Origin of the sequence: Pseudomonas sp. LG1D9 (genome assembly GCF_002949995.1) — a bacterium.
GTDB lineage: Bacteria > Pseudomonadota > Gammaproteobacteria > Pseudomonadales > Pseudomonadaceae > Aquipseudomonas > Aquipseudomonas proteolytica.
In genome coordinates this window covers 3813079-3836230 of the sequence record NZ_CP026881.1, presented here as the reverse complement: position 1 = coordinate 3836230, position 23152 = coordinate 3813079, and the positions used below count along the sequence as shown (strand labels likewise).

The 23152-nt window shown below is 61.2% G+C and carries 20 protein-coding genes and 1 pseudogene; 11 read left to right on the top strand and 10 right to left on the bottom strand.

Features of this window, described 5'->3' with window-relative positions; all coding sequences use genetic code 11:
- Nucleotides 1-79 precede the first annotated feature (79 nt).
- Complete coding sequence (locus C5F71_RS17975; protein ID WP_104911648.1) at nt 80-1105, top strand: diguanylate cyclase; 1026 nt, start codon at nt 80-82, stop codon at nt 1103-1105.
- Between the two features lie 1384 nt (nt 1106-2489).
- On the opposite strand, the gene C5F71_RS17970 is transcribed toward C5F71_RS17975, so the two are convergent.
- From C5F71_RS17970 to C5F71_RS17960, 3 genes are all read right to left on the bottom strand, one after another.
- Complete coding sequence (locus C5F71_RS17970; protein ID WP_104911647.1) at nt 2490-4523, bottom strand: c-type cytochrome; 2034 nt, start codon at nt 4521-4523, stop codon at nt 2490-2492.
- Between the two features lie 165 nt (nt 4524-4688).
- Complete coding sequence (locus tag C5F71_RS17965) at nt 4689-6296, bottom strand: 5-guanidino-2-oxopentanoate decarboxylase (RefSeq protein WP_104911646.1); 1608 nt, start codon at nt 6294-6296, stop codon at nt 4689-4691.
- A gap of 118 nt (nt 6297-6414) precedes the next feature.
- Nucleotides 6415-7299, bottom strand: a complete 885-nt coding sequence (locus C5F71_RS17960; RefSeq protein WP_029300234.1) for a LysR substrate-binding domain-containing protein — start codon at nt 7297-7299, stop codon at nt 6415-6417.
- Between the two features lie 305 nt (nt 7300-7604).
- On the opposite strand from C5F71_RS17960, the gene C5F71_RS17950 reads away from it, so the two are divergent.
- From C5F71_RS17950 to C5F71_RS17915, 8 genes are all read left to right on the top strand, one after another.
- Nucleotides 7605-8387, top strand: a complete 783-nt coding sequence (locus tag C5F71_RS17950; RefSeq protein ID WP_038446245.1) for an ABC transporter ATP-binding protein — start codon at nt 7605-7607, stop codon at nt 8385-8387.
- Nucleotides 8388-8434: 47 nt separating this feature from the next.
- Nucleotides 8435-9208 (top strand): transporter substrate-binding domain-containing protein, encoded by a 774-nt coding sequence (locus C5F71_RS17945; protein WP_104911644.1) that lies wholly within the window; start codon nt 8435-8437, stop codon nt 9206-9208.
- Between the two features lie 18 nt (nt 9209-9226).
- Nucleotides 9227-9940, top strand: coding sequence for an ABC transporter permease (locus C5F71_RS17940; RefSeq protein WP_029300229.1), 714 nt, complete (start codon nt 9227-9229; stop codon nt 9938-9940).
- Between the two features lie 12 nt (nt 9941-9952).
- Nucleotides 9953-10642: an ABC transporter permease gene (locus tag C5F71_RS17935; RefSeq protein ID WP_029300227.1), complete on the top strand. Its 690-nt coding sequence runs from the start codon at nt 9953-9955 to the stop codon at nt 10640-10642.
- 21 nt (nt 10643-10663) lie between these two features.
- A complete protein-coding gene (locus tag C5F71_RS17930) occupies nt 10664-11845 on the top strand; it encodes a pyridoxal phosphate-dependent aminotransferase (protein ID WP_104911643.1) in 1182 nt (393 codons plus the stop codon).
- An 87-nt stretch (nt 11846-11932) separates the two neighbouring features.
- Nucleotides 11933-13669 (top strand): amidohydrolase, encoded by a 1737-nt coding sequence (locus C5F71_RS17925; protein ID WP_104911642.1) that lies wholly within the window; start codon nt 11933-11935, stop codon nt 13667-13669.
- Entirely contained in the window at nt 13666-14583 is a 918-nt protein-coding gene (locus tag C5F71_RS17920; RefSeq protein WP_104911641.1) for a GTP-binding protein, read from the top strand. Before C5F71_RS17925 ends, C5F71_RS17920 begins: the two co-directional genes overlap by 4 nt.
- Before the next feature lie 107 nt (nt 14584-14690).
- Entirely contained in the window at nt 14691-15395 is a 705-nt protein-coding gene (locus C5F71_RS17915) for a hypothetical protein (RefSeq protein ID WP_070996862.1), read from the top strand.
- Nucleotides 15396-15585: 190 nt separating this feature from the next.
- Here C5F71_RS17915 and cyoE read toward each other — a convergent pair whose 3' ends face one another.
- The 5 genes from cyoE to cyoA are packed head-to-tail and all read right to left on the bottom strand — an operon-like array spanning nt 15586 to nt 20407.
- Nucleotides 15586-16473 (bottom strand): heme o synthase, encoded by an 888-nt coding sequence (cyoE, locus tag C5F71_RS17910; protein ID WP_029300217.1) that lies wholly within the window; start codon nt 16471-16473, stop codon nt 15586-15588.
- Nucleotides 16474-16484: 11 nt separating this feature from the next.
- Nucleotides 16485-16820: a cytochrome o ubiquinol oxidase subunit IV gene (gene cyoD / locus C5F71_RS17905; protein ID WP_029300215.1), complete on the bottom strand. Its 336-nt coding sequence runs from the start codon at nt 16818-16820 to the stop codon at nt 16485-16487.
- Entirely contained in the window at nt 16820-17443 is a 624-nt protein-coding gene (cyoC, locus tag C5F71_RS17900; RefSeq protein ID WP_029300213.1) for a cytochrome o ubiquinol oxidase subunit III, read from the bottom strand. Before cyoC ends, cyoD begins: the two co-directional genes overlap by 1 nt.
- A 3-nt stretch (nt 17444-17446) precedes the next feature.
- Nucleotides 17447-19465: a cytochrome o ubiquinol oxidase subunit I gene (gene cyoB, locus C5F71_RS17895; protein WP_029300211.1), complete on the bottom strand. Its 2019-nt coding sequence runs from the start codon at nt 19463-19465 to the stop codon at nt 17447-17449.
- Nucleotides 19466-19468: 3 nt separating this feature from the next.
- The gene (gene cyoA, locus C5F71_RS17890) at nt 19469-20407 is read right to left on the bottom strand and encodes a ubiquinol oxidase subunit II (RefSeq protein WP_029300208.1); all 939 of its coding nucleotides are present in this window, start codon (nt 20405-20407) and stop codon (nt 19469-19471) included.
- Nucleotides 20408-20434: 27 nt separating this feature from the next.
- Here cyoA and C5F71_RS29735 point away from each other — a divergent pair.
- A pseudogene (locus C5F71_RS29735) lies at nt 20435-20649 on the top strand (hypothetical protein).
- A gap of 98 nt (nt 20650-20747) precedes the next feature.
- Complete coding sequence (locus C5F71_RS28935) at nt 20748-21035, top strand: hypothetical protein (RefSeq protein WP_139273553.1); 288 nt, start codon at nt 20748-20750, stop codon at nt 21033-21035.
- Nucleotides 21036-21202: 167 nt separating this feature from the next.
- Here C5F71_RS28935 and C5F71_RS17880 read toward each other — a convergent pair whose 3' ends face one another.
- Both C5F71_RS17880 and hmpA read right to left on the bottom strand, forming a co-directional pair.
- Nucleotides 21203-21709 (bottom strand): disulfide bond formation protein B, encoded by a 507-nt coding sequence (locus C5F71_RS17880; RefSeq protein ID WP_029300206.1) that lies wholly within the window; start codon nt 21707-21709, stop codon nt 21203-21205.
- A 239-nt stretch (nt 21710-21948) separates the two neighbouring features.
- Nucleotides 21949-23130, bottom strand: coding sequence for an NO-inducible flavohemoprotein (gene hmpA / locus C5F71_RS17875; RefSeq protein WP_029300203.1), 1182 nt, complete (start codon nt 23128-23130; stop codon nt 21949-21951).
- Nucleotides 23131-23152 lie beyond the last annotated feature (22 nt).

Here is a 23152-nt window from a genome sequence, read left to right as displayed (position 1 = left end):
CAGTACGCCAAGCCACGGAGTATCGGCGTTAACACCTGACTGGCCATAGTGAGCCAGCACCCTCGCAGGGAGCGCGCAGATGGGCGATATATCCGATAAGGATCCGTTGAAAGGTGAGCTTTTCGACGTCAATGCCGACCTGGTCCATGCCATCATGGAACTGGTCAGCGATGGAATATGGGACTGGAATGCCAACACCGGGTTTGTCTACCGCAACCCCGGCTGGTACGAAATGCTGGGCTACAATCCCCACTCCCTGGAAAACACCGTCTTCACCTGGGAAAGCGTGATCCATCCCGACGATTACCCCCATGTGATGAAAGTCTTCGATGACTACATCAATAGCCGCGCCACCCACTATCAAGTCGAGTACCGCTGTCGAAAAAAAGACGGCACATGGCTATGGATCGAAGACCGTGGCTACGTGATCGCCCGCAATCCCGATGGTTCGGTGTGGCGTATGGTCGGCGCACACCGCAGCATTCACGAACGCAAACGCTCCCTGGAACAACTTGAGCGGCGCAACCAATCCCTGGAAGCCCTGGTGGCCGAACGCACCCGTGAGCTGTCGCGGGTCAACCAGCAACTGCAGCTACAACTGGACGAAAATCGCTCCCTGGCCGAGCGCGATACCTTGACCCGTATCGCCAGCCGCTATCGCCTGGAAAAAGCCTTGCTGGAAGAATGCGAACGCGCCCAGCGGTTTCGCCTGCCGTTGGCGGTGATTGCCATGGATGTCGATGACTTCAAACCGATCAACGACCAGCACGGGCATGCCGTGGGCGATGCCGTGGGCGATGCCACCCTGCTGCAGGTAGTCGAACGCCTGGAGCATTGCGTGCGCCAGGGCGATTTACTGGCACGCTGGGGTGGCGATGAATTTATGGTGATCATGCCCAAGAGCACCGTGGAAACCGCCATGGCACTGGCCGAGCGTATCCGCCAGGCAGTCCTCGACATCCCCCCTGTGGGTGATTTCAAGGTGACCTTGAGCCTGGGGGTGGTACAACGCCTCGACCACGAGTCGCCCACCAACCTGATGGCTCGGGCGGACCAGGCGTTGTACCGGTCCAAGGCAGCAGGCAAGGACCGGGTTTCACAATAGGGACTGTGCCTATACCTGTGGCAACCGGGCTTGTCGTGGCGAGCGGGCTTGCCCCGCGCTGGGCTGCGCAGCAGCCCCAACAAATCCACCCCAGCTACCCCAGACACACCGAGCAAACAGGCTTTGGGGCGGCTTCGCCACCCAACGGGGGACAAGCCCCCTCTCCACATTTACCGCACCAGCCTGCCGACTGCGGCCAGAGCGCCCGTTGTGGCAAGCGGGCTTGTTGTGGCGAGCGGGCTTGCCCGCGCTGGGCTGCGCAGCAGCCCCAACAAACCCACCCCAGCTACCCCAGACACACCGAGCAAGCAGGTTTTGGGGCGGCTTCGCCACCCAACGGGGAACAAGCCCCCTCTCCACATTTACCGCGCCAGCCTGCCGACCGCGGCCCGAGCGCCCGTTGTGGAGCGGGCTTGTTGTGGCGAGCGGGCTTGCCCGCGCTGGGCTGCGCAGCAGCCCCAACAAACCCACCCCAGCTACCCCAGACACACCGAGCAAACAGGCTTTGGGGCGACTTCGCCACCCAACGGGGAACAAGCCCCCTCTCCACATTTAACGCGCCAGCCTGCCGACTGCGGCCAGAGCGCCCGTTGTGGCAACCGGGCTTGTTGTGGCGAGCGGGCTTGCCCGCGCTGGGCTGCGCAGCAGCCCCAACAAACCCACCCCAGTTACCCCTGACACACCGAGCAAACAGGTTTTAGGGCGGCTTCGCCACCCAACGGGGGACAAGCCCCCTCTCCACATTTACCGCACCAGCCTGCCGACCGCGGCCCGAGCGCCCGTTGTGGCAAGCGGGCTTTTTGTGGCGAGCGGGCTTGCCCCGCGCTGGGCTGCGCAGCAGCCCCAACAAACCCACCCCAGCCACGCCAGACACACCAAGCAAACAGGTTTTAGGGCGACTTCGCCACCCAACGGGGAACAAGCCCCCTCTCCACATTTAACGCGCCAGCCTGCCGACCGCGGCCCGAGCGCCCGTTGTGGAGCGGGCTTGTTGTGGCGAGCGGGCTTGCCCGCGCTGGGCTGCGCAGCAGCCCCAACAAACCCACCCCAGTTACCCCAGACACACCGAGCAAACAGGTTTTAGGGCGGCTTCGCCACCCAACGGAGGACAAGCCCCCTCTCCACATTTACCGCGCCAGCCTGCCGACTGCGGCCCGAGCGCCCGTTGTGGCAACCGGGCTTGTTGTGGCGAGCGGGCTTGCCCCGCGCTGGGCTGCGCAGCAGCCCCAACAAACCCACCCCAGTTACCCCTGACACACCGAGCAAACAGGCTTTGGGGCGGCTTCGCCACCCAACGCGGGACAAGCCCGCTCACCACAGTTGACCTCCTGCGCAGCAGCCCCCATTCCCCACAGGGCACAGTTTTTTTGCCAATACCCCCGCGCTAGTAACGCGCATCCACCGGCTTGCCACCGTTCGGCCAGTCCTTGACCTTGTCCGGGAAGTCCGGGCGTGGTTTTTGCGAGAAGTAGGCGGCAACGTCCACCGCTTCCTGGTCCGACAAGCCGCCCTGGCCCAACGGGAATTTTTCGTGGAAGCCGATCGGCATGTTGCGTTTGACGAACGCGGCCGCGGTGTAAGTGCGGGCCATGCCGGCACCGATGTTGAACGACTGATCGCCCCACAACGGTGGGTACACCAAAGTGCCGTCCGCTCGGGCCAGGCCTTCGCCGTCATTGCCATGGCATACCGCGCATTGCTTGGCGTAGACCTGTTCGCCATTGGCAAGGTCGGGCTTGATGGCCGGGTCGATCTTGCCGACACCCCGGCCAGGCACCTTGTCCTCGGGCTTGGTGTTGTTTTTCATCCAGTCGAAGTACGCCACCATCGCCTGCATATCCGCCGATTGTGGCTGCACCGGTTTGCCATTCATCGAGCGGCGGAAGCAACCGTTGATGCGTTCTTCCAGGCTCACCACCTTGCCAGCACGCGGGGCGTAGCTGGGGAAGAAGGCCGACACGCCCACAAACGGCGAACCATCCGCCACGGTGCCGGCATTGAGATGGCAACTGGTGCAGTTCAGCGAGTTGCCGACATTGTCTGGCAGCAGTTCCTTGGTTTGCAGGTGCAAGCGCATGCCGCGTATCACTTGGTCGGCATTCGAAGCTGCCAGCAGATTGGCCAGGCGCGGGGTTTCGAACGCCGATGAGTCGGTGCTGACCGGGTTGAGCTGGTCACGCATTTTCTTCACCTGGGCGGTACTGATCGGCGTGCCTTCGTTACCCCAGCGCGTGCGCACAAAGGTGAGAATTTCCGCTACTTCGTTGTTCCCCAGGCGCGCAAAGCCCGGCATGGTGTAGACCCGTGGATGGGCTGCGGTCTCGGCGGTTTCCCAACCGGTAAGGGTAATGTGCAGCAACGAGGTCGGGTTGCTGGCAACCACGCCGGCGTTGCCGGCCAATGCCGGGAAAAGCCCTTTCACACCGGCGCCGTCGCTGCGGTGGCAATCGCTGCAGAACTGCATGTAACCCAGGCCGCCACGGCTGGTGAACAAGTCCTTGGGCAGTTCGGCAGGGCCTTTGGCGACCGCTGGCATCGGCAGGTCGTCCTTGCCCGGAGGCAGGGATTTCAAATACGTCGCGACGGCCGTCAGATCGGCGTCCGTGAAATGCTGGGTACTGTGACGGATCACGTCCACCATGTTGCCCGACACTGTGGCAAAGCGGTTCTGCCCGGTCTTGAGCAGTTGCACGGTGTCTTCCACCGTCCACAGGTTGCGCAGACTCAAGGCGCGCCAATGCTCGACGGTTTCCCCGCCCAGGTAGTGCTCGCCGCCGCTGCCGGTGTCGCTCATGGCTTTTTCCTGGAAGGCGATACCCCGCGGGGTATGGCACGAGCCGCAGTGGCCGAGGCCCTGGACCAGATAGGCGCCGCGGTTGAGCACTGCATCCCGGGCCGGGTCGGGCTGGAACGGTTGTTTGTCGAGGAACATGAAGTTCCACAACGCCAGGCCCCAGCGCTGGTTGAACGGGAACCCCATGTCTGCTTCGAGGTTGGCCTGGCTCACTGGCTTGACCTCATGCATCAGGTAGGCGAACAAGGCGCGCATGTCCTCTTCGCTCATCTTCGCGTAGGACGGATACGGCATGGCTGGGTACAGGTTCATACCAGCAGGTGTCACACCTTCACGCATCACGCGGTCGAACTGTTCGAAGCTGTAGTTACCGATGCCGGTCTCGCGGTCCGGGGTGATGTTGCTGGAATAGATGGTGCCCATGGGCGTGCTCAGTTCCAGGCCGCCGGCCATCTGTGGACCTTGCTTGGCGGTGTGGCAGGCGATGCAGTCACCGAGTTGGGCCACGTATTTGCCTTGGGCGATCAGCTCGGTATCGGGTTTGGCAGGTTCGTTGGCGTGCAGGGGAAGCGCAAGACACAGCGTCGCCCCCATCAAGGCCAAACGTGACAGAGAAAGGGCCATCGCATTATTCCTTTAATAACCTGGCCTGGGGGTTGGCCCCTGGGTACAGGTTTATCTTCGTTTTTATGAGGTCATCAGGCGGACAACCGGGGCTTTGTAAGCCCCGGTTTGTTGTAGCGGATTTTCGAGGGTGGCCCGTTGATATGGATCAGGGCCGGGGGAGGTTCAGGCGTTTTGCAGGTATTGCGCAGCGTCGAGTTCGATCATCACCGGTTGGCGGCTGGTGGCCAGGGTTTGCAACAACGTGTGCAAGGCCTGTGGCGTGTCCGCCGTGTGGTGCTCGACATGGCAGCTGCGGGCCATCGCGGCAAAGTCCGGGGTCATGATATCCACGCCCAGCGGGGTGATTTCCCGGGCTTGCATATAGTCGCGGATCTCGCCGTAGCACTGGTTGTTCCACACCACCAGGATCACGCCGATACCTGCCTCCCGGGCTGCGATCAGTTCGTTGCTGGCAAACTGCAGGCCGCCATCGCCCACCAGCGCCACCACCGGTCGCTCGGGCTTGGCCAGCTTGGCACCGATAGCCGCCGGCAACCCGTAGCCGAGAGTGCCGTAGCCAGTGCCAGCATTGAACCAGCTGTTGGCCGCCGGCGCCTGGTAACCCACCGCGCCCTGATACACCGGCTGGGTCGAATCGCCGACGATCAACGGGTCGACCAGGCTGTCGCGCAGCAGGTCCAGCAAGCCTTGCAGCCCCTGTTGCTTGGCATTCCATGTCTCGCGCTCCAGACGGTTGACCCGCTGCACGCTGTCCTGTGCCCAACGCCCGCTCGGGGCAGGTGGGCGGACCTCATCCAGCAGCGCCTGCAACCCTTCGCGGGCATCGCCCACCAGCCCGACATGGGCCCGTTGCACGCCCATGACTTGCATCGGGTCGATATCCAGACGGATCAGTGGTGCCTTGAATTTCAGTGGGCCAAGGCCGAAGAAGTCGTAGTCGGTTTCCCCAAGCTCCGTGCCCACGGCGAGGATCACATCGGCTTCGTCAAACAGCGAGCGGCCATGTTTGGATGACTGCACGCCGTCCAGCAATAAGGGGTGGTTCATGGGCAGCAAGCCACGGGCATTAGTGGTCAGGGCCACCGGCGCTTGCAGGCGCTCGGCCAGTTGCTGCAACACCTCGGCGCAATCACGGGCACCGCCGCCGGCGAGAATCAGCGGCCGGCGCGCGTCGTTGAGCAAATTCAACGCCGCACGCAACGAGGCCGGCGCCGGGGCCGGTGCGCCTGGCAGGCTGCGGGGCATCAGGTTGAGGTCGATGGCCGGCATGTCCAGCACATCCAGGGGGATTTCCAGGTGCACAGGGCGCGGGCGCGCACATTTGAACACGGCGAAAGCGCGGGCCAGCAGCTCGGGCAATTGCTCAGGCGATTGCAACGTGTGGCTGAACGCACACACCCCCGCGACCATCGCGCGCTGATCCGGCAACTCGTGCAGATGCCCATGGCCCAGGCGCAGATGTTCGCGGCGGTTGGTGGTGGAAATCACCAGCATCGGCACCGAGTCGGCATAAGCCTGGCCCATGGCGGTCAGAATATTGGTCATGCCCGGGCCGGTAATGATGAAACAGACGCCCGGCTTGCCACTGGCGCGGGCGTAGCCGTCGGCCATAAAACCGGCACCCTGTTCATGGCGCGGGCTGACATGGCGCAGGCGGCTGCCGTGCAGGCCGCGATAGAGCTCGACGGTATGCACGCCGGGGATACCGAACACGGTATCTACCCCATAACCTTCCAGCAGGCGAACCAGGGACTGGGCGCAGGTGGTCATTGCTCACTTCCTTCTTATTGTTCTGTGTCGATTGGCCAGACCTTAGGGTGCGACCCGAGGGCGGACAAGCAAAAAATTTACCGGCCATTGGCAAAAAAAATTCACGGATTGCCTGGCGTCAAAGCCCGCCGCCCAGCTGCGACTTCACCCACTCGCCAAACGCCTGCACCACCGGTCGTTCGACTTTCTGGTGATCGGCCACCAGGTAATAGCCACGGTTGGACTCGATCTCGGTCTCGAACGGTCGCACCAGCAAGCCCCTGGCCAGGGCTTCACCGCTGATCAGGTTGTCGCCCATGGCGATACCCTGGCTGGCGATGCACGCCGACTGCACAAAGTGCGCATCGGCAAACACGATGCCGCGCTGCACATCGACATTCGGCGCCCCGGCGGCGGCCAGCCAGACGCGCCAGTCGGAGTAGTCGATCATATGCAGCAAAGGTGCGCCGGCCAGGTGTTCCGGGTTCTTCAGGCCGCCCATGGTGTTGACCAGGCGCGGGCTGCACACCGGGAAGTAGCGCAGCGAAACGATCTTCTGCACATGCTGGTTGGGCCAGTCGCCCATGCCGTAGGCGATAAACAGGTCGGCGCCGTGGTCGCTGGTGTCGTCTGGGGTACGCGGTGAAATCAGGTGCAGTTCGACCTGTGGATAAAGGGCCTGGAAGTCGGCGATATGCGTGCACAGCCAATAGGTGGCAAAGCCCGCCGGGCTGCTGATACACAGGCGCCCGCTGACCTGCTGGCCATCAAAGCGCTGGCCAGCCTCGAGGATATTGGCCAGCAGCCCATGGATATCCCGGGCATAGCGCTCGCCTTGCCAAGTGATGCGGATATTGCGCCCGGTGCGCTCGGTCAGGGCAAAGCCCAGGGTTTGTTCCAGGCTCTTGATCTGGTGGCTGATGGCGCTGGGGGTGAGGTTCAGCTCGGTAGCGGCCTCGGACACACTGCCCAGCCGGGCCACCGCGTCCAGCGCCCGCAAGGCGGTCATGGAGGGGTAACGCATGGATGTTCACCTGCTCAAAGATACCCGCACCATAGCCGTAATCGGCCGTCAGACATAGCCACCGGCAAAGCGGACAGTTGAATTAAATTTCAAGATCGACGGAAAAATGCTCGATTGACCTCAAATGGCCAGTGGCTATTCTCGACCTTCAGCACGGCACGCCCAAACTTGCCGGCGTTGGTCGTCAACGATGACATGGGCAGGCTGGATAAACGTGGTGTTCTTGCGTTTTTCGCTGGCAAGCCAGCTCCCACAGGGGGCGGTGTCCAGGTTGATCAATTTACAAAAATAAAGAGGGAAAACCCTTGAACCCAGTCACCCCAGTGGTCGCCATTGATGCTCTGCACAAGAGCTACGCTGCGCACCATGTTCTCAAAGGCATTTCCCTGCGCGCCAACGAAGGCGATGTGGTGTCGCTGATCGGTTCCAGCGGTTCGGGCAAAAGCACCCTGCTGCGTTGCATCAACCTGCTGGAAATCCCTTGCAGCGGCAGCCTGCGCATCAACGGCGAAGAAGTGCGCCTGAAAAAGGACCGCGCCGGCAACCCGCTGATCGCCGACCCGGATCAAGTCGCTCGCCTGCGCACGCAACTGGGCATGGTGTTCCAGAGCTTCAATCTGTGGCCCCACCGCACCGTGCTGGAAAATGTCATCGAAGCCCCGGTGTATGTGCTGGGTGAAGACCGCAAGGACGCCATCGCCCACGCCGAGCACCTGCTGGAAAAAGTCGGCCTGGCCAGCAAGCGCGATACCTTCCCAGCCTTCCTTTCCGGTGGCCAGCAACAACGCGTGGCCATCGCCCGCGCCCTGGCCATGCGCCCGCGCGTATTGCTGATGGATGAACCTACCTCGGCCCTCGACCCGGAGTTGGTCGGCGAAGTGCTGAAGGTGATCCAGGGCATCGCCGAAGAAGGCCGCACCATGATCCTCGTCACCCACGAAATGGCGTTTGCCCGCGATGTATCGAGCAAAGTCATGTTTTTGCACCAAGGGTTGGTTGAAGAAGAAGGCACGCCACAGCAAGTCTTCCAGAACCCCACCAGCGAGCGTTGCCGCCAGTTCGTCATGGCCCAGGACAATCGCGTTTGAACTGCCGCTTCCATCCTTCAAAACAATAACTTCGAAAGGGTCAAGCCATGCACAACTCTCTGAAATCCCTCGCCGCCGGCTGCGTGCTCGCCGTGCTTTCCCACAGTGCCGTTGCCGCCGACAAAATTGTCTTTGGCATCGCCCTGGAACCGTACCCACCGTTTTCCGAAAAAGCCGGCAATGGCGCCTGGGGCGGTTTCGAACCGGACCTGATCAAGGCCCTGTGCGAACGCCTGCAAGCCCAATGCCCGCTCAAGGAAGTGTCCTGGGACGGCCTGATTCCGGCGCTGCAATCGAGCCAGATCGACGTGATCCTCAACTCCCTGAGCATCACCGAGGAACGCGAAAAGGTCATCGCCTTCACCGCCCCTTACTACCAGACCCCGGCCATGTGGGTCGCCGACAAAAGCCTGGAGCTGGTCACCACCCCCGAAGGCCTCAAGGGCAAGCTGATCGGCGTGCAGGGCTCGACGTCCAACGCCACGTATCTCAAGGCTTACTACGCCAAGGGTTCGACCCTGCGCTACTACAACACCCAGGACGACATGACCGCCGACCTGCAAAGCGGACGGATCGACGTCATGCTGGCCGACGCCCTGACCATCGAGCCGATGCTCAAGTCTGATGCTGGCAGCGGCCTGGCCGACAAGGGCCTGGCGCCCAAGGATCCATTGTTCGGTTCGGGCATCGGCGCCGCCGTGCGCAAGGGTGATGACAGCCTGCGCGAGCAGCTCAACACCGCGCTGGCGGCGCTGAAGGCTGACGGCACCTACGACAAAATTCGCAGCCGCTATTTCAGCGTCGATATTTCCGCGCAATAACGTCCAACGGAACGCGCCATGATTTCTTTGTCCGAACTCTCCCAGCTGTTCGTCGCCGACGGCTGGCTCAACGCCCTGCTCCAGGGGGCGGTGGTGACCTTGCAGATTTCCGCCGGGGCCTTTGTGCTGGGCCTGGGCATCGGCCTGCTGGTGGCCATGATCAAGCTCAAGGGCCCACGCTGGATGGTGCGCCTGGCCAACCTGTACACCACGCTGTACCGCGCGGTGCCGGAGTTGCTGCTGATTTTGCTGCTGTATTACGCCGGCACCGACCTGCTGAACATGGCGATGGCCGCCATGGGCCGCGACAGCGTGACGGTCAACGGCTTTATCGCCGCCGTGCTGGTGCTGGGCATTGTCCAGGGCGCCTATTCGGCGGAGATCATTCGTGGCGCGATCCAGGCCATTCCCGTCGGCCAATTGGAAGCAGCGCGGGCCTTTGGCATCGAACGCTGGTTGCTGGTACGCCGGGTGCTGCTGCCCAGCATGCTGCCGTTTGCCATGGCCGGCCTGTCGAACCTGTGGCTGGTGCTGGTCAAGGACAGCGCGCTGATCAGCATCGTCGGCTACAGCGAGCTGCTCTCGGTGGGCAAGCAGGCGGCCGGTTCCACCAAACATTACCTGGTGTTCTACCTGGCGGTGGCAGCGGTGTATTTCATCATCACCCTGATTTCCAACGGCGCCTTCCGGGTGTTCGAGCGACGGATCAACCGCTGGATGCCGCAGCACTAAGGAGCGCAGTGGATGGATTTTTCATGGATCAACAGTTTTGGCAACGAGCTGCTGCATGGCCTGGGCATCACCCTGAAACTGCTGGCGTTGTCCGGGGTGTTCGGGTTCTTGCTGGCGGTGCTGGTGGCGTTGGGGCGCTTGTCGTCCAACCCGCTGATCAGTGCGCCGCTGCGCGCCTACACCGCGGTATTCCGGGGCACGCCGCTGCTGGTGCAGATCTACATCCTGTATTACGGCGTAGGCAGCGTGTTTGCCAGCTACCCGCTGATTCGCGGCAGCTTCCTCTGGCCGTACTTGCGTGAAGGTTTCTGGTACGTGGCCCTGGCGTTGATCCTGTGTGTCGGCGCCTATGTCGGCGAAGTGTTGCGCGGCGCCCTGCGTGCGGTGCCACGGGGCGAGCTGGAAGCGGCGCGGGCCTTTGGCATGAAGCGCCTGATGGTGCTGCGCCGGGTCTGGCTGCCGCGGGCGCTGGAGCTGGTGAAGCCGACATTGGTGGGCGAGACCGTGCTACTGCTCAAGGCCACCGCGCTGGCTTCCACCGTGGCCGTCACCGACTTGCTCGGCGCCGCCAACCTGGTGCGTGCGCAGACGCTGCGGGTGTACGAACCCCTGCTGGCCGTGGCGGTGATCTACATTGTCCTGGCGTTCGTGATCGAACACGTCTTCTCGCGCTGGGGCAAAGTCCCGCAGCGCCAGGCTTGAATCAACTTTAGGAGAACAAGGATGCGTTATTCACCGTTTGTCGAGCGCATTAGTGGCGAGTCCGTCAGCGCCTGGGATATTCACTACGCGGCCGTCGAAGCCCGTGGCCGTGGCGAAGATGTGATTGTGTTGAGCGTGGGCGACCCGGACTTCGCCACCGCCAGCGCCATTTGCGAAACCGCCGTCGATGCCCTGCGCGCCGGCGACACTCACTACACCCACGTCCTCGGCCGGCCGGCCCTGCGCGAGGCGATTGCCGCCAAGCAAAGCCGCCTGCAAGGGATTGCCGTACACGCTGATAACGTGGCCCTGGTGGCCGGTGCGCAAAACGGCCTGTTCGCCACCTCGCTGTGCCTGTTCAGCCAGGGCGATGAAGTGCTGGTGCCAGAACCGATGTACCTGACTTATGAAGCGTGCATCCATGCTTCCGGTGCGCGCATCGCAACCATCGAGCAACCGGCGGCCAAAGGTTTCCGCCTGACCCGCGCCGCCCTGGAAAAAGCCATTAGCGCCAAGACCCGGGGCATTGCCCTGGCCACGCCCTGCAACCCCACCGGCAACGTCTACAGCCGGGAAGAGCTGGAACTGGTGGCCGAAGTCGCCCGTGAGCATGACCTGTGGGTGATTTCCGATGAAGTCTACGGCCAGATCACTTACGACCAGCCGCACCTGAGCATCGCCTCGCTGCCGGGCATGGCTGAGCGCACCGTGGTGCTCAACAGCCTGTCGAAAACCCACGCCATGACCGGCTGGCGCGTGGGTTGGGTGGTAGCGCCGACTGCGTTGGTGGGCCACCTGGATAACCTGCTGCTGTGCATGCTCTATGGCTTGCCGGGGTTTATCCAGGAAGCGGCGATCAAGGCCCTGGAACTGGATGACGAAGTGGTCAGCGATGCGCGCACGGTGTATCGCCGCCGGCGTGACCTGGTGGTAGCGGGCCTCGGCGGCATTGCCGACCTCGATTGCCGCGTGCCGCAGGCCGGGATGTTCATGCTGGTGGACGTGCGCCGCACGGGGCTGTCGAGCATGGACTTTGCCTGGCAGCTGTTCCGCGCCACCGGCGTCTCGGTGCTCGATGCCCAGGCGTTTGGCGCCAGTGCCGAGGGCTTTGTGCGCATCTCCTTTACCGTCGCCGATGACACCCTCAAGGACGCCTGCCAGCGCATTGCCGGGTTTGTCGAGGGCCTGAGAGCCAACCGCTGATTATGTGAACACTGGGATTGATGTGGGAGCTGGCTTGCCTGCTCCCACATTTGATCTTTGCTCGTCTTGAATATTGAGGTTTCCCCCGTGACCGCTTCCGACCAATTCACTTCCACCCACTCCGTTGTCGGCGAGCACGCTGACCTGGTGTTGCACCACGGCCGTTTCTACACCCTCGACCCGAGCCAGCCGTGGGCCGACGCGGTGGCGATTCGCGGGGGACGTTTTATCGCGGTGGGTACGCTCGCCGACCTGCAACACCTGATCGGCCCGCAGACCCGCCAGCACGATCTGCTGGGCGCATTCTGCATGCCCGGCCTGCACGATATGCACACTCACCCGGACCTCGCCCTGGCCCCGCGCTACAGCGATGACCTGGACGTGGGCATCGAAGACCCCACCCCCGAACAACTGGCGGCGGCGATCCACGCCTATGCCGACGCCCACCCCGGTGATGGCTGGATCTACGGCCAATACTGGGTGCGCTACACCTTCCGCGAAGCCGGACTGACCCCAGGTCGCGAGTGGCTCGACAGCATCATGCCGGACCGCCCGGTGGCGCTGCTGGACCGCATGTGGGGCACCATGATGGTCAACTCCTGCGCCTTGAGACTGGCCGGCATCGACCGCCACACCGCCGACCCGCGCAACGGCTATATGGAGCGCGACGAACTCAGCGGCGAGCCCAATGGCCTGATGATCGACGGTGCCTACGCGCTGATCCACGCGGCCATGCCGCCCACACCGGTGGCGGTGCTGCGCCGGGCCTATCGCGACGGCGTGCATTTCCAAAGCTCGCGCGGCGTTACCGCGACCAAGTACGTGCACGTCTGCGAGCGGCGCCTGGACGCCCTCAAGGAACTGGACGACGCCGGCGAATTGAGCGTGCGCGTGGAAGCGGCGATCAGTTGGCAGGACGATATTTTCCCGGTGCGCCGGCGCTGGGAACTGCTCGGTGGCGAGCGTCACTACTACCGCAGCGCGCGGCTCAATGCCAACGCGGTGAAGTTCCACTTCGACGGCACCGTGGAGCCCAAGTCTTCGTACCTGATGACCCCATGGGCCGCCGATTCCACCTGGCGCGGCAAGCTCAACCTGACCCCGGAACACATCACCGACATGGTGGTGGACATGGACCGTCGCGGCCTGCGGGTGATCGCCCACTGCACCGGCGACGGCGCCTCCGATGTGTTCCTCGATGCGGTGGCCGAGGCGCGGCGGGTCAATGGCGACAGTGGCATCCGGCACCAGTGCGCCCACAGCACCTTGCTGCATCCGGGCAACCTCAAGCGCTTCAAGGCGCTGAACGTGATCGCCGAGTTCTCCCCGGCGGCCTGGTACCCGACGCCGTTTGCCAGTGGCGCCCGCTCCGGTTATGGCGCCGAGCGCCTCAAGCGCATCTACGACTTCAAAGGTGTGCTGGCCGAAGGTGGCCTGGCGGTGATGGGCACTGACTGGCCGGTGGCCTCGATTGACCCGTGGCTGGCCCTGGAAACCATGGTCACCCGGCAGAACCCGTGGAACCAGGAACCGGACTGCTTCGGCGAGCCGATCACCCTGGAACAGGCGCTGCAAGTGGCGACCCTCAACGGCGCCCATGCCATGGGCCTGGAGCATTCCACCGGCAGCCTGGAAGTGGGCAAGTGCGCCGACCTGATCGTGATCGACCGCGACCTGTTTGCCCAGCCGGCGCGCAACTACATCCACCAGACCCAGGTGCTGCTGACCTTTGTCGATGGCCGTCCGGTCTACGACCGTCTCAACGCGTTTGAAGGCACAGCCTTGCAAGCTGTGTGGCAGGGCCTGCCGCCGGTGATCGAATGAATAACGACAGCATTGCCGTCACGGTGGTCTCGGGCTTTCTCGGCGCTGGCAAGACCACCCTGCTCAACCGCATCGCACAGCAGCCGCAACATGGGCGGATGGCGGTGATCGTGAATGACTTTGGCGAGCTGAATATCGATGCGGCGATCATCGCCGAAGTCACCGATGCGGTGTTCAGCCTGCAGAACGGCTGCATCTGCTGCACCGTGCAAGAGGACCTGCTGGCGCAACTGGTGAGCCTGAGCCAACTGCGCCCGCGCCTGGATCGCATCGTGATCGAGTGCAGTGGCGTGTCCGACCCGCAGCGCATTGTGCAGACCCTGGGTTATCCACAGCTCAAGGCGCACTTGCATCTGGATACGGTGATCACCCTGGTGGATGCCAGCGGTTATGCCGCCCTGGAAGGTGAGTTCGCCCGTTTGTCCCGCGCTCAGGTGGCCTGTGCCGACCTGGTGCTGCTGAACAAGGCCGATCTGGTCAGCGCCGCCGAACTGCAAAGCCTGCGCGCAACTATCGGTGCGCGCACACGGGTGATCAGCACCGTGCAGGCGCAGATCCCCGACGCCCTGCTGCTGGGCGAACGCAGCCCGCGCAACGGCTTTACTCCCGTGCCGGCGCCGCACCATGAACTGTTTGAAAGCTGGACCTGGCAAGGCACCCAGGCCCTGCCGGCCAAGGCCCTGCGCGACTGGCTGGGGCAACTGCCCAAGGACGTGTTCCGCCTTAAAGGCCTGGTGCATTTGCAGGGCAACGACCAGCCCTTCTGGCTGCAACATGTGGGCAACCGCAGCCAGTTCACCCTGGCCAGCGGCGAGCATGCGCAAAATTCGGCACAACTGGTGTTTATCGCGCGGCGCGGCAGTGAGCTGCGGGAGCGGTTGGAGGCGCAATTGCAGGAGATACAGGGCCTGTAGACGCGGATGACGATGAAGGCAGAGTGCCGCCTTGACCTTGCTACCCTGGCCCTTGAAAATGCCCGACGCTTTTTCGTCTCCCCGCTTACAGAAGTAGTGAAATTTCAATGTCTGATTCCCGTACCGAAGAATCCGTAGTCACCTTGCAATCCAAAGCTGAATACGAAAACGCCATCAATCTTTCACAGCATGTGCCAGCGGCCAAGAACATCAGTGAAATGGTGCTGGACGCGTTCCATACCTCCAAGGAAAGCGACCAGATCCGCGAGTTGCGCGTGGCCATCCGCCAGGCCCACGACGCCTTTGACGATGACAAGGCCTACGACCTGATGGGCCAGCTCAAGCAGCTCAAGGACGCCGAAGCCGCCGACAACGCCGCCCTCGAAGACCTGAGCAGCAAGTTCTCGATCAGCCGCATCCTTTCCAGCTTCAAGGACGACCCCGAGTTCCAGGAACTGGTCTACGGCCTGGCGCTGAAGGTGCTGAACCAGACCCACCAGGCCATCAGCAACCCAAGCGCCGGCAAAGGCAAGGCCGCCCGGGTGAAGAAGGAAGTGGAAGTGTTTGTGATCAGCAAGGATGGCATCAGCGTCACCCTGCCATTGCGCACACCGCGCTCCAAACTCAATGTCGACCGCGAGGCGCTGGAATTCCTCGGTTTCAGCTTTGTGGGTGAAGGCGACGAGGCCGAGCTTGAGAGCGAGACCTTTGTGGATAACTCCGGTGCCGAACAGCCTTTGACGCGCAAGAGCATCGTCACCGCGCTGCAGCAGCAGACGGCGTTTGACGGTTACAGCATCGCTCAGCAATAAGCCGCCGCACCACCTCTCTAATGTGGGAGCGGGCTTGCTCGCGAATGCGCAGTGTCAGTCACTTTATTTGTTGATTGATACACCGCTTTCGCGAGCAAGCCCGCTCCCACAGGGGTTCTGCGGTACTTTCAGAGTTCAATAAAAAGCCCCGCTCTTCTCTCGAAGGCGGGGCTTTTCATTGCATCCCAACTCAGTGGGCGTAAGTCAGCAGCAACTCTTTCGGCACCTGGAAATCCAGGGACATCATCACGCTCAAGGCGGTGATGGTGAAGATCGAGAAGACAAACAACTTGCGCGCCCAGACGGTGTCATCCACCGCCTTGTAGCCGGTCCAGGCCATGTACAACCAGTACATGCCCATGGCCGCGGCGACGGCGAGGTAGCTCATGCCGGCGTAGCCACTGAAGGTCAACATCAAGGTCGCCACGAGGAAGGCCAGGATGTAGAGCAGGATGTGTTTCTTCGCCACCTGGATGCCGCGCTTGACCGGCAATACCGGAATCGAAGCCGCCAGGTAGTCGTTGAAACGGAAGATCGCAATGGCGTAGGAGTGCGGCATCTGCCACAGGCTGAACATCACCAGTAGCACCAGCGCGGCCATGTCGAAGCTATTGGTCACAGCCACGTAACCAATCACCGGCGGCATCGCCCCCGACAGACTGCCCACCAGCGTGCCGTGAACCGACTTGCGCTTGAGGTACAGGCTGTAGAGGCCGACGTAGATGACAAAACCGATCACGGCAAACAACGCCGCCAGCGGATTGGCCACCGTGTACAGCAACGCCACGCCGGCAACACCGAGGACGGTCGCAAAGATCAGTGCCAGTTTCAGGGAGATAAGGCCCTGGACCAGCACGCGATTCTTGGTGCGCTCCATCTTGATATCGATGTCACGGTCGATGCAGTTGTTGAACACGCAACCGGAGGCCACAACAAGGGAAGTGCCGATCATTGCCGCCAGGAAGATGGCCAGATCGACATGCCCCTTGGAGGCCAGGAAGAAACCGCCTGCCACAGAAAGCACGTTACCGAAAATGATCCCCGGTTTGGTGATTTGGATAAAGTGCTTAAGCGACATCGGGTCTTACCTCACTTCGCCATCATGTAGGTGTGGATGCTGAACATGATCCACAACGACAGGCCAACCAGCAGCAGGATCACAATGGCCGTGAACACAAACGCAATCACGTTGTTGCGCTGGGCCTGGGAGCGATCCAGGTGCAGGAAGTAATACAGGTGGACAACCACCTGGATCACCGCGAACAACAGCACGATAGCCAATGTAGTGGCCTTCGGCAGGGTCGGGTACATCACCAGGCCGAACGGGATGATCGTCAGAATCACCGACAGGATGAAGCCGATAGCGTAAGACTTTACGCTGCCGTGGCTCGCATCATGGCTGTCATGGGAGTGTGCATTAGCCATTACAGAGTCCCCATCAAGTAGACAACGGTGAAGACGCAGATCCAGACCACGTCCAGGAAGTGCCAGAACAGGCTCAGGCAGCTCAGGCGCGTCTTGTTGGTCGACGTCAGGCCATGCTTGTTGACCTGGTACATCATGATCGCCATCCAGATCAGACCGGCGGTTACGTGCAGACCGTGGGTACCGACCAGGGTGAAGAACGCCGACAGGAAGCCGGAACGGCTAGGGCCGTAGCCTTCGGAGATCAGCAGGTGGAACTCGTTGATCTCCATGGCGATAAAGCCAAGGCCGAGCAAGAAGGTCAGTCCCAGCCACTTGAGCACGCCTGCCTTGTTGCCACGGAAGAACGCCAGCATGGCGAAGCCGTAGGTGATCGAACTGAACAGCAGCAAGGCGGTTTCGCCCAGTACGTAGTTCAGTTCGAAGATGTCGTGGCCCGACGGGCCACCCGCTACGTTGTTTACCAGTACCGCGTATACCGCGAAGATCGATGCAAACAGGATGCAGTCGGTCATCAGGTAGAGCCAGAAACCGTATACGGTCATCTCGCCCGCGTCGTGGTGGTCATCGTGCCCATGGTCATCGACATGGGCGTGTCCAGCATTGGTCACTAAGTTCGACATGGTTTAAGCCTGTTCCAACGAGGTTTCAACACGGTTGGCCGGAATCTTCTTCTCGGCTACCAGGCGAGCGTGCTGCTCGGCTTCGATGCGCTCGATCACGTCGACCGGCACCATGTAGCCTTGATCATCACGAGCCGCGTGGATCACGAAATAGATCACGGTGCCAGCCAGGCTTGCGATAGCCAGCCACCAGATGTGCCAGATCATCGCGAAACCGAAGACCGTCAACAGCGCGCCCATCACCACGCCAGTGGCGGTGTTGTTCGGCATGTGGATCGGCGAGTAGCGCACAGGACGCTGGTACGCCGTACCGTTTTCCTTGGCTTCGGTGAACGGGTCGATGGTCTCGGCCTTAGGCAGCACGGCGAAGTTGTAGAACGGTGGTGGCGACGAGGTCGACCATTCCAGGGTGTGTGCATTCCATGGATCGCCGGAGTCGCAGGCGTTTTGCTTGCGGTCACGGATACTCACGTACAGCTGGATCAACTGGCAGGCGATACCGACAGCGATCATCACCGCACCGAACATGGCGACGTACAGGTACGGCACCCACTCAGGGTTGGTAGTGGCGTTCAGACGACGGGTCATGCCCATGAAGCCCAGTGCATAGAGCGGCATGAACGCGACGAAGAAGCCGGTGATCCAGAACCAGAATGCAGCCTTGCCCCAGCCTTCGTGCAGCTTGAAGCCGAACGCTTTCGGGAAGTAGAAGCTGAAACCAGCGATGTAGCCGAATACCGCGCCGCCGATGATCACGTTGTGGAAGTGAGCGATCACGAACAGGCTGTTGTGCAGTACGAAGTCAGCACCCGGGATGGCCAGCAGTACGCCAGTCATGCCGCCGATGGCGAAGGTCACCATGAAGCCCAGGGTCCACAGAACCTGGCTGGTGAAGCGCAGGCGGCCGTGGTAGATGGTGAATAGCCAGTTGAATAGCTTCACCCCCGTCGGGATCGAAATCAGCATCGTCGCCAGGCCGAAGAAGGCGTTGACGCTGGCCCCCGAACCCATGGTGAAGAAGTGGTGCAGCCAAACCATGAAGCCCAGCACCGAGATCGCGCCGGAGGCGTAGACCATCGAGTGGTGACCAAACAGGCGCTTGCCGGTAAAGGTCGAGATCACTTCGGAGAAGATACCGAACGCTGGCAGGATCAGGATGTACACCTCAGGGTGACCCCATGCCCAGAACAGGTTCACGTACATCATTGGATTGCCACCAAGTTCATTGGTGAAAATGTGGAAATCCATGTAACGGTCAAGCGTCAGCAGTGCCAGGGTAGCGGTCAGGATCGGGAACGAAGCCACGATCAGGACGTTGGCCCAGGTGCAGGTCCAGGTGAAGATCGGCATGTCCATCAGTTTCATGCCTGGGGTACGCATTTTCAGCACGGTGGCCAGGAAGTTGACCCCCGTTAGCGTCGTACCCAACCCGGATAACTGTAGCGCCCAGATGTAGTAATCCATCCCCACGCCCGGACTGTATTGCAGCCCCGACAACGGCGGATAGGCAACCCAACCGGTCTTGGCGAATTCGCCGACGCCCAGGGACAGGTTGATCAGCACGACGCCGGAAACCAGCAGCCAGAAGCTCAGGGAGTTGAGGAACGGGAACGCAACGTCACGCGCACCGATCTGCAGCGGCACTGCCAGGTTCATCAGGCCGGTGAAGAAAGGCATCGCCATGAAGATGATCATGATCACACCGTGGGCGGTGAAGATCTGGTCATAGTGTTCAGGCGGCAGGTAGCCAGGCGAACCTTCGGTGGCCATGGCCAACTGGGTCCGCATCATGATGGCGTCGGCAAAACCGCGCAGCAGCATGACCATGGCGACGATGATGTACATCACGCCGATTTTCTTGTGGTCGACCGACGTCAGCCACTCGGTCCACAGGTAGGTCCACTTCTTGAAGTAGGTGATTGCCGCAAACAGCGCCAGACCACCCAGCGCGATCATGGCGATGGTCACCATCACGATCGGCTCGTGGAATGGGACCGCTTCCCAACTTAATTTACCAAACATCGTTTACTCCTCTGCCCCGGCAGCTGAATGCGAATTTGCGTCCGTCCCTTCCACAGCAGCCACTTCTTTCTTCTCGTGCTTGACCGGCTTGCCTGGCTTCATCCCTTCATACTTATCGATGATTTTCTGAAACAGGTCCGGCGTGTACGAGGAGTACAGCTCTACAGGGTTGTTCTGGCTTGGCTTGGCAAGGGCTTCGTATTCAGCTTTTTCAAGCTGTTTTGGTGAGCTCTTGGCTTCTTGTACCCAGGCGTTGAAGTCTTCCTGAGTGGTGGCGATTGCTTTGAATTTCATGCCGGTAAAGCCCGCGCCACTGTAGTTGGCGGAGATACCGTCGAGCTCGGCGTTCTGGTTGGCAATCAGGTGCAGCTTGGTCTGCATGCCCGCCATCGCGTAGATCTGGCCACCCAGGCCCGGGATGAAGAACGAGTTCATCACCGCATCCGAGGTCACTTTGAAGTTGATCGGGGTGTTGGCCGGGAACACGATCTTGTTGACGGTGGCGATCCCTTGCTCGGGATAGATGAACAACCACTTCCAGTCCAGCGCGACCACTTCGATAGTGATTGGCGGCACGTCGGATTCCAGCGGACGGTAAGGGTCCAGCTCGTGGGTCGACTTATAGGTGATGTAACCCAGGGCGATGATGATGAGTACAGGTACCAGCCACACCGCGATCTCGATCTTGGTGGAGTGCGACCACTTCGGCGCGTAGGTGGCCTTGGTGTTGGACGCGCGGTATTTCCAGGCGAACGCGAAGGTCATCACGATCACCGGCACCACGACCAACAACATCAGCAGCGTAGCGGTGATGATCAGGTTACGTTGCTCCACGCCGACCTGACCCACAGGGTCGAGCAGCGTCCAGTTGCAGCCTCCCAGCAATAACATGCCGAAAAGCGGCACTATGCCTAGTAATCGGGTGTACCTGTTTTTACTCATCTCACGACCTCTAAAGCAGCTTGCGCAATGCAGTTGGGTTTTGATCGCCAACACTTCACCCTGCCAAGGGTTGGCATTTCTCTTCGATTGAATAAGGGCCTGCCCGGCGCTTCATGCGCTGATCGACACGTCCAGGTCTGGCGGTGAATTCTTATTCGATTTCGTTGGTCAAAGGCCTAGTTACAGACCAATTCCATTTGGTGCGGATAGTTGAAAGGCTGCCGGCACCTGGGGTCGCATGAAGCAATGTTTTCGCCTCTCGACCGCCCTATTTGCTCAGGGTTGAGCAGCACCGGACACTCAGTGCGGGCGATTGTAGTTAGCTAGCGATGTATAAACCATGACTTATAAAGAAATAATTTTTATCGATTCCAGCAATAATCCTGCGCCATTGTTGCAAAGGTTCGGGATCGTATCGCGTTTGATTCTCAACAAAAACCACAAAAAATGCCGTGTTATTGCCCATTGTGTCGCACCCAAGGGGTCCTTCCCGGGTCGCCAAACCCCAGGCAAGCCCTCTAAAAACAAGGCATTCGTAGATCACCGCAAGTTCTGCAACGCACGCCGTTCGCGGCTCGGCTCCAAGCAGAAAGTGACAGGTAAAAGCAACTGCCCGAGGGTGGATTAACCGGCAAACCCAGGGGTAGGAAACCTCCTGCGGCACCTTCACTGTGACAACGTGTCGCACTTCGCGCACCGCCAATCTTGTCCAGCGTCACGGTCCGTTCACAAAATGCCCACACACAAAAACGCCCCGGCCTGCATCAGCAGGACCGGGGCGTTTTGTAGGACGATTTAAGCGCTGTGCTTGCGATTGCGGTAAATGCCCAGCGGCACCAGGATCACCGTCAACACGAACGCCACCAGCGCCCACTGGGCCAGGGACAAGCCCAGTACCGGCGGATACGGCGTGCTGCAGAAACCATCGACCTGGAAGCCCAGGGGGAAGATCTTCGCCAGGGGCAGGTCATCGACAATCGGCTGCAGTACATCGACACCGCAACTGATGGCCGGATAGAACTGGGTATACACATGGTGCCCGGCGGCAGCGACACCGCCCAGGGCGCTGAGTACCACCAGTACTTCAAAGATCGTGACACTGCGCTGGGTACGCATTGCCGCGCCAATAAAGGAAAAGAGCGCAATCAGCAGCAAGGCATAGCGCTGCAGGATGCACAGTGGGCATGGCGCTTCACCCAGCACTATCTGCATATAAAGCGCGCCACCGATCAGCGCCAGGCAGATGATCCCCAGCAACACCAAAAAGCGCCGCTCACGCCCCAACCGCATTTCGTCAATCATCCCCGTTTCCCTTTGCCTAATGATGGGTGTGCCAATGGCCGCAAGTTTACACACAGGAAGTGAAAATTTAGCAGTAGGCGTCGGCATCTTAGGCGCAGGCGGGTTAACGACACATTAATGTGGGGGCTTTCGGACGCCATCGCAGGCAAGCCAGCTCCCACAATTTGATCTGTGAATACATTCAAATGTGGGAGCTGGCTTGCCTGCGATGACGCCAACGCGGTTTAAAGAGCGGCCGCTTATTCCAGCGCCGCCGCCGGCCCGAAGAACTCATACCGGCTCTGCTTTTCAGGCACACCCAGGGCCTTGAGGTGACGCTTGATCGCACTCATAAACCCTTTGGGCCCAAGGAAGTAGGCATCCACATCACGCTCCTCAGGCAACCACGCCGCCAGTTGCTCCTGGGTCAACATCCCCAGCTTGTCCGCCGCCGGGCTGATGCCGTCGTCTTCGGCGTAGCAGTAGAAGCGCTGCAGTTGCGGGTGACGCGCGGCCAGGGCATCGACCCAGTCGCGAAACGCATGCACGCCACCATTGCGCGCGCAGTGGATGAAGTGCACCGGGCGCTCGGTCGCCAACGCCGCTTCCAGCATCGGCAGGGTTGGCGTGATGCCCACACCGCCACTGATCAGCACCAGGGGTTTGTCGCTGTCCACCAGCGTGAACTCCCCCGACGGCGGGAACAGGTCGATGCTCGCCCCCACGTGCATCTGGTCATGCAGGTAATTGGACACGCGCCCGCCCGCTTCGCGCTTGACGCTGATGCGGTATAGGCCCGCATCGGTACGCGCCGACAATGAATAGTTGCGGCGCACTTCTTCGCCATCGAGGATCAGCTTCAAGCCGATGTACTGGCCGGGCTCGGCGGCGAGGATCGGGCCGTTGTCCACCGGGGCAAAGTACAAGGAGATGATTTCACTGCTCTCCTCCACGCGCTTGACCAGCAAAAACGGGCGCGCCCCGCGCCAGCCGCCAACGGCCTGGGCTTTTTCGTCGTAGATGGCACTCTCTGCGCCGATCAGGATATCGGCCAGTTGCCCGTAGGCTGCGCCCCATGCACTCATCACTTCAGGGGTGGCGATTTCATCACCCAGCACCTCGGAAATCGCCCGCAACAGGCAGTTGCCGACAATCGGGTAATGCTCCGGCAGGATTTGCAGGGCCACGTGCTTGTTGATGATCTTGGCCACGAGGTCGCCCAACTGATCCAACTGGTCGATGTGCCGGGCGTACATCAGCACACCGTTGGCCAAGGCGCGAGGTTGGTCGCCGCTGGCCTGGTGGGCCTGGTTGAACAGCGGGCGCACTTCGGGGTACTCGGACAACATCATGCGGTAGAAGTGGGTGATCAGGGCTTCACCACCGCTTTCGAGCAGCGGCACAGTAGATTTGACGATGGCACGGTCTTGAACGCTAAGCATGGGGAGACTCCTGAGCCTTTGG

Excerpts from the sequence above, each read along its gene's own strand:
- C5F71_RS17975 (WP_104911648.1), top strand. The coding sequence starts at position 80 with ATGGGCGATATATCCGATAAGGATCCGTTGAAAGGTGAGCTTTTCGAC.
- C5F71_RS17970 (WP_104911647.1), bottom strand. The coding sequence starts at position 4,523 with ATGGCCCTTTCTCTGTCACGTTTGGCCTTGATGGGGGCGACGCTGTGT.
- C5F71_RS17965 (WP_104911646.1), bottom strand. The coding sequence starts at position 6,296 with ATGACCACCTGCGCCCAGTCCCTGGTTCGCCTGCTGGAAGGTTATGGG.
- C5F71_RS17960 (WP_029300234.1), bottom strand. The coding sequence starts at position 7,299 with ATGCGTTACCCCTCCATGACCGCCTTGCGGGCGCTGGACGCGGTGGCC.
- C5F71_RS17945 (WP_104911644.1), top strand. The coding sequence starts at position 8,435 with ATGCACAACTCTCTGAAATCCCTCGCCGCCGGCTGCGTGCTCGCCGTG.
- C5F71_RS17940 (WP_029300229.1), top strand. The coding sequence starts at position 9,227 with ATGATTTCTTTGTCCGAACTCTCCCAGCTGTTCGTCGCCGACGGCTGG.
- C5F71_RS17935 (WP_029300227.1), top strand. The coding sequence starts at position 9,953 with ATGGATTTTTCATGGATCAACAGTTTTGGCAACGAGCTGCTGCATGGC.
- C5F71_RS17930 (WP_104911643.1), top strand. The coding sequence starts at position 10,664 with ATGCGTTATTCACCGTTTGTCGAGCGCATTAGTGGCGAGTCCGTCAGC.
- C5F71_RS17920 (WP_104911641.1), top strand. The coding sequence starts at position 13,666 with ATGAATAACGACAGCATTGCCGTCACGGTGGTCTCGGGCTTTCTCGGC.
- C5F71_RS17915 (WP_070996862.1), top strand. The coding sequence starts at position 14,691 with ATGTCTGATTCCCGTACCGAAGAATCCGTAGTCACCTTGCAATCCAAA.
- cyoE (WP_029300217.1), bottom strand. The coding sequence starts at position 16,473 with ATGTCGCTTAAGCACTTTATCCAAATCACCAAACCGGGGATCATTTTC.
- cyoD (WP_029300215.1), bottom strand. The coding sequence starts at position 16,820 with ATGGCTAATGCACACTCCCATGACAGCCATGATGCGAGCCACGGCAGC.
- cyoC (WP_029300213.1), bottom strand. The coding sequence starts at position 17,443 with ATGTCGAACTTAGTGACCAATGCTGGACACGCCCATGTCGATGACCAT.
- cyoB (WP_029300211.1), bottom strand. The coding sequence starts at position 19,465 with ATGTTTGGTAAATTAAGTTGGGAAGCGGTCCCATTCCACGAGCCGATC.
- cyoA (WP_029300208.1), bottom strand. The coding sequence starts at position 20,407 with ATGAGTAAAAACAGGTACACCCGATTACTAGGCATAGTGCCGCTTTTC.
- C5F71_RS28935 (WP_139273553.1), top strand. The coding sequence starts at position 20,748 with ATGACTTATAAAGAAATAATTTTTATCGATTCCAGCAATAATCCTGCG.
- C5F71_RS17880 (WP_029300206.1), bottom strand. The coding sequence starts at position 21,709 with ATGATTGACGAAATGCGGTTGGGGCGTGAGCGGCGCTTTTTGGTGTTG.
- hmpA (WP_029300203.1), bottom strand. The coding sequence starts at position 23,130 with ATGCTTAGCGTTCAAGACCGTGCCATCGTCAAATCTACTGTGCCGCTG.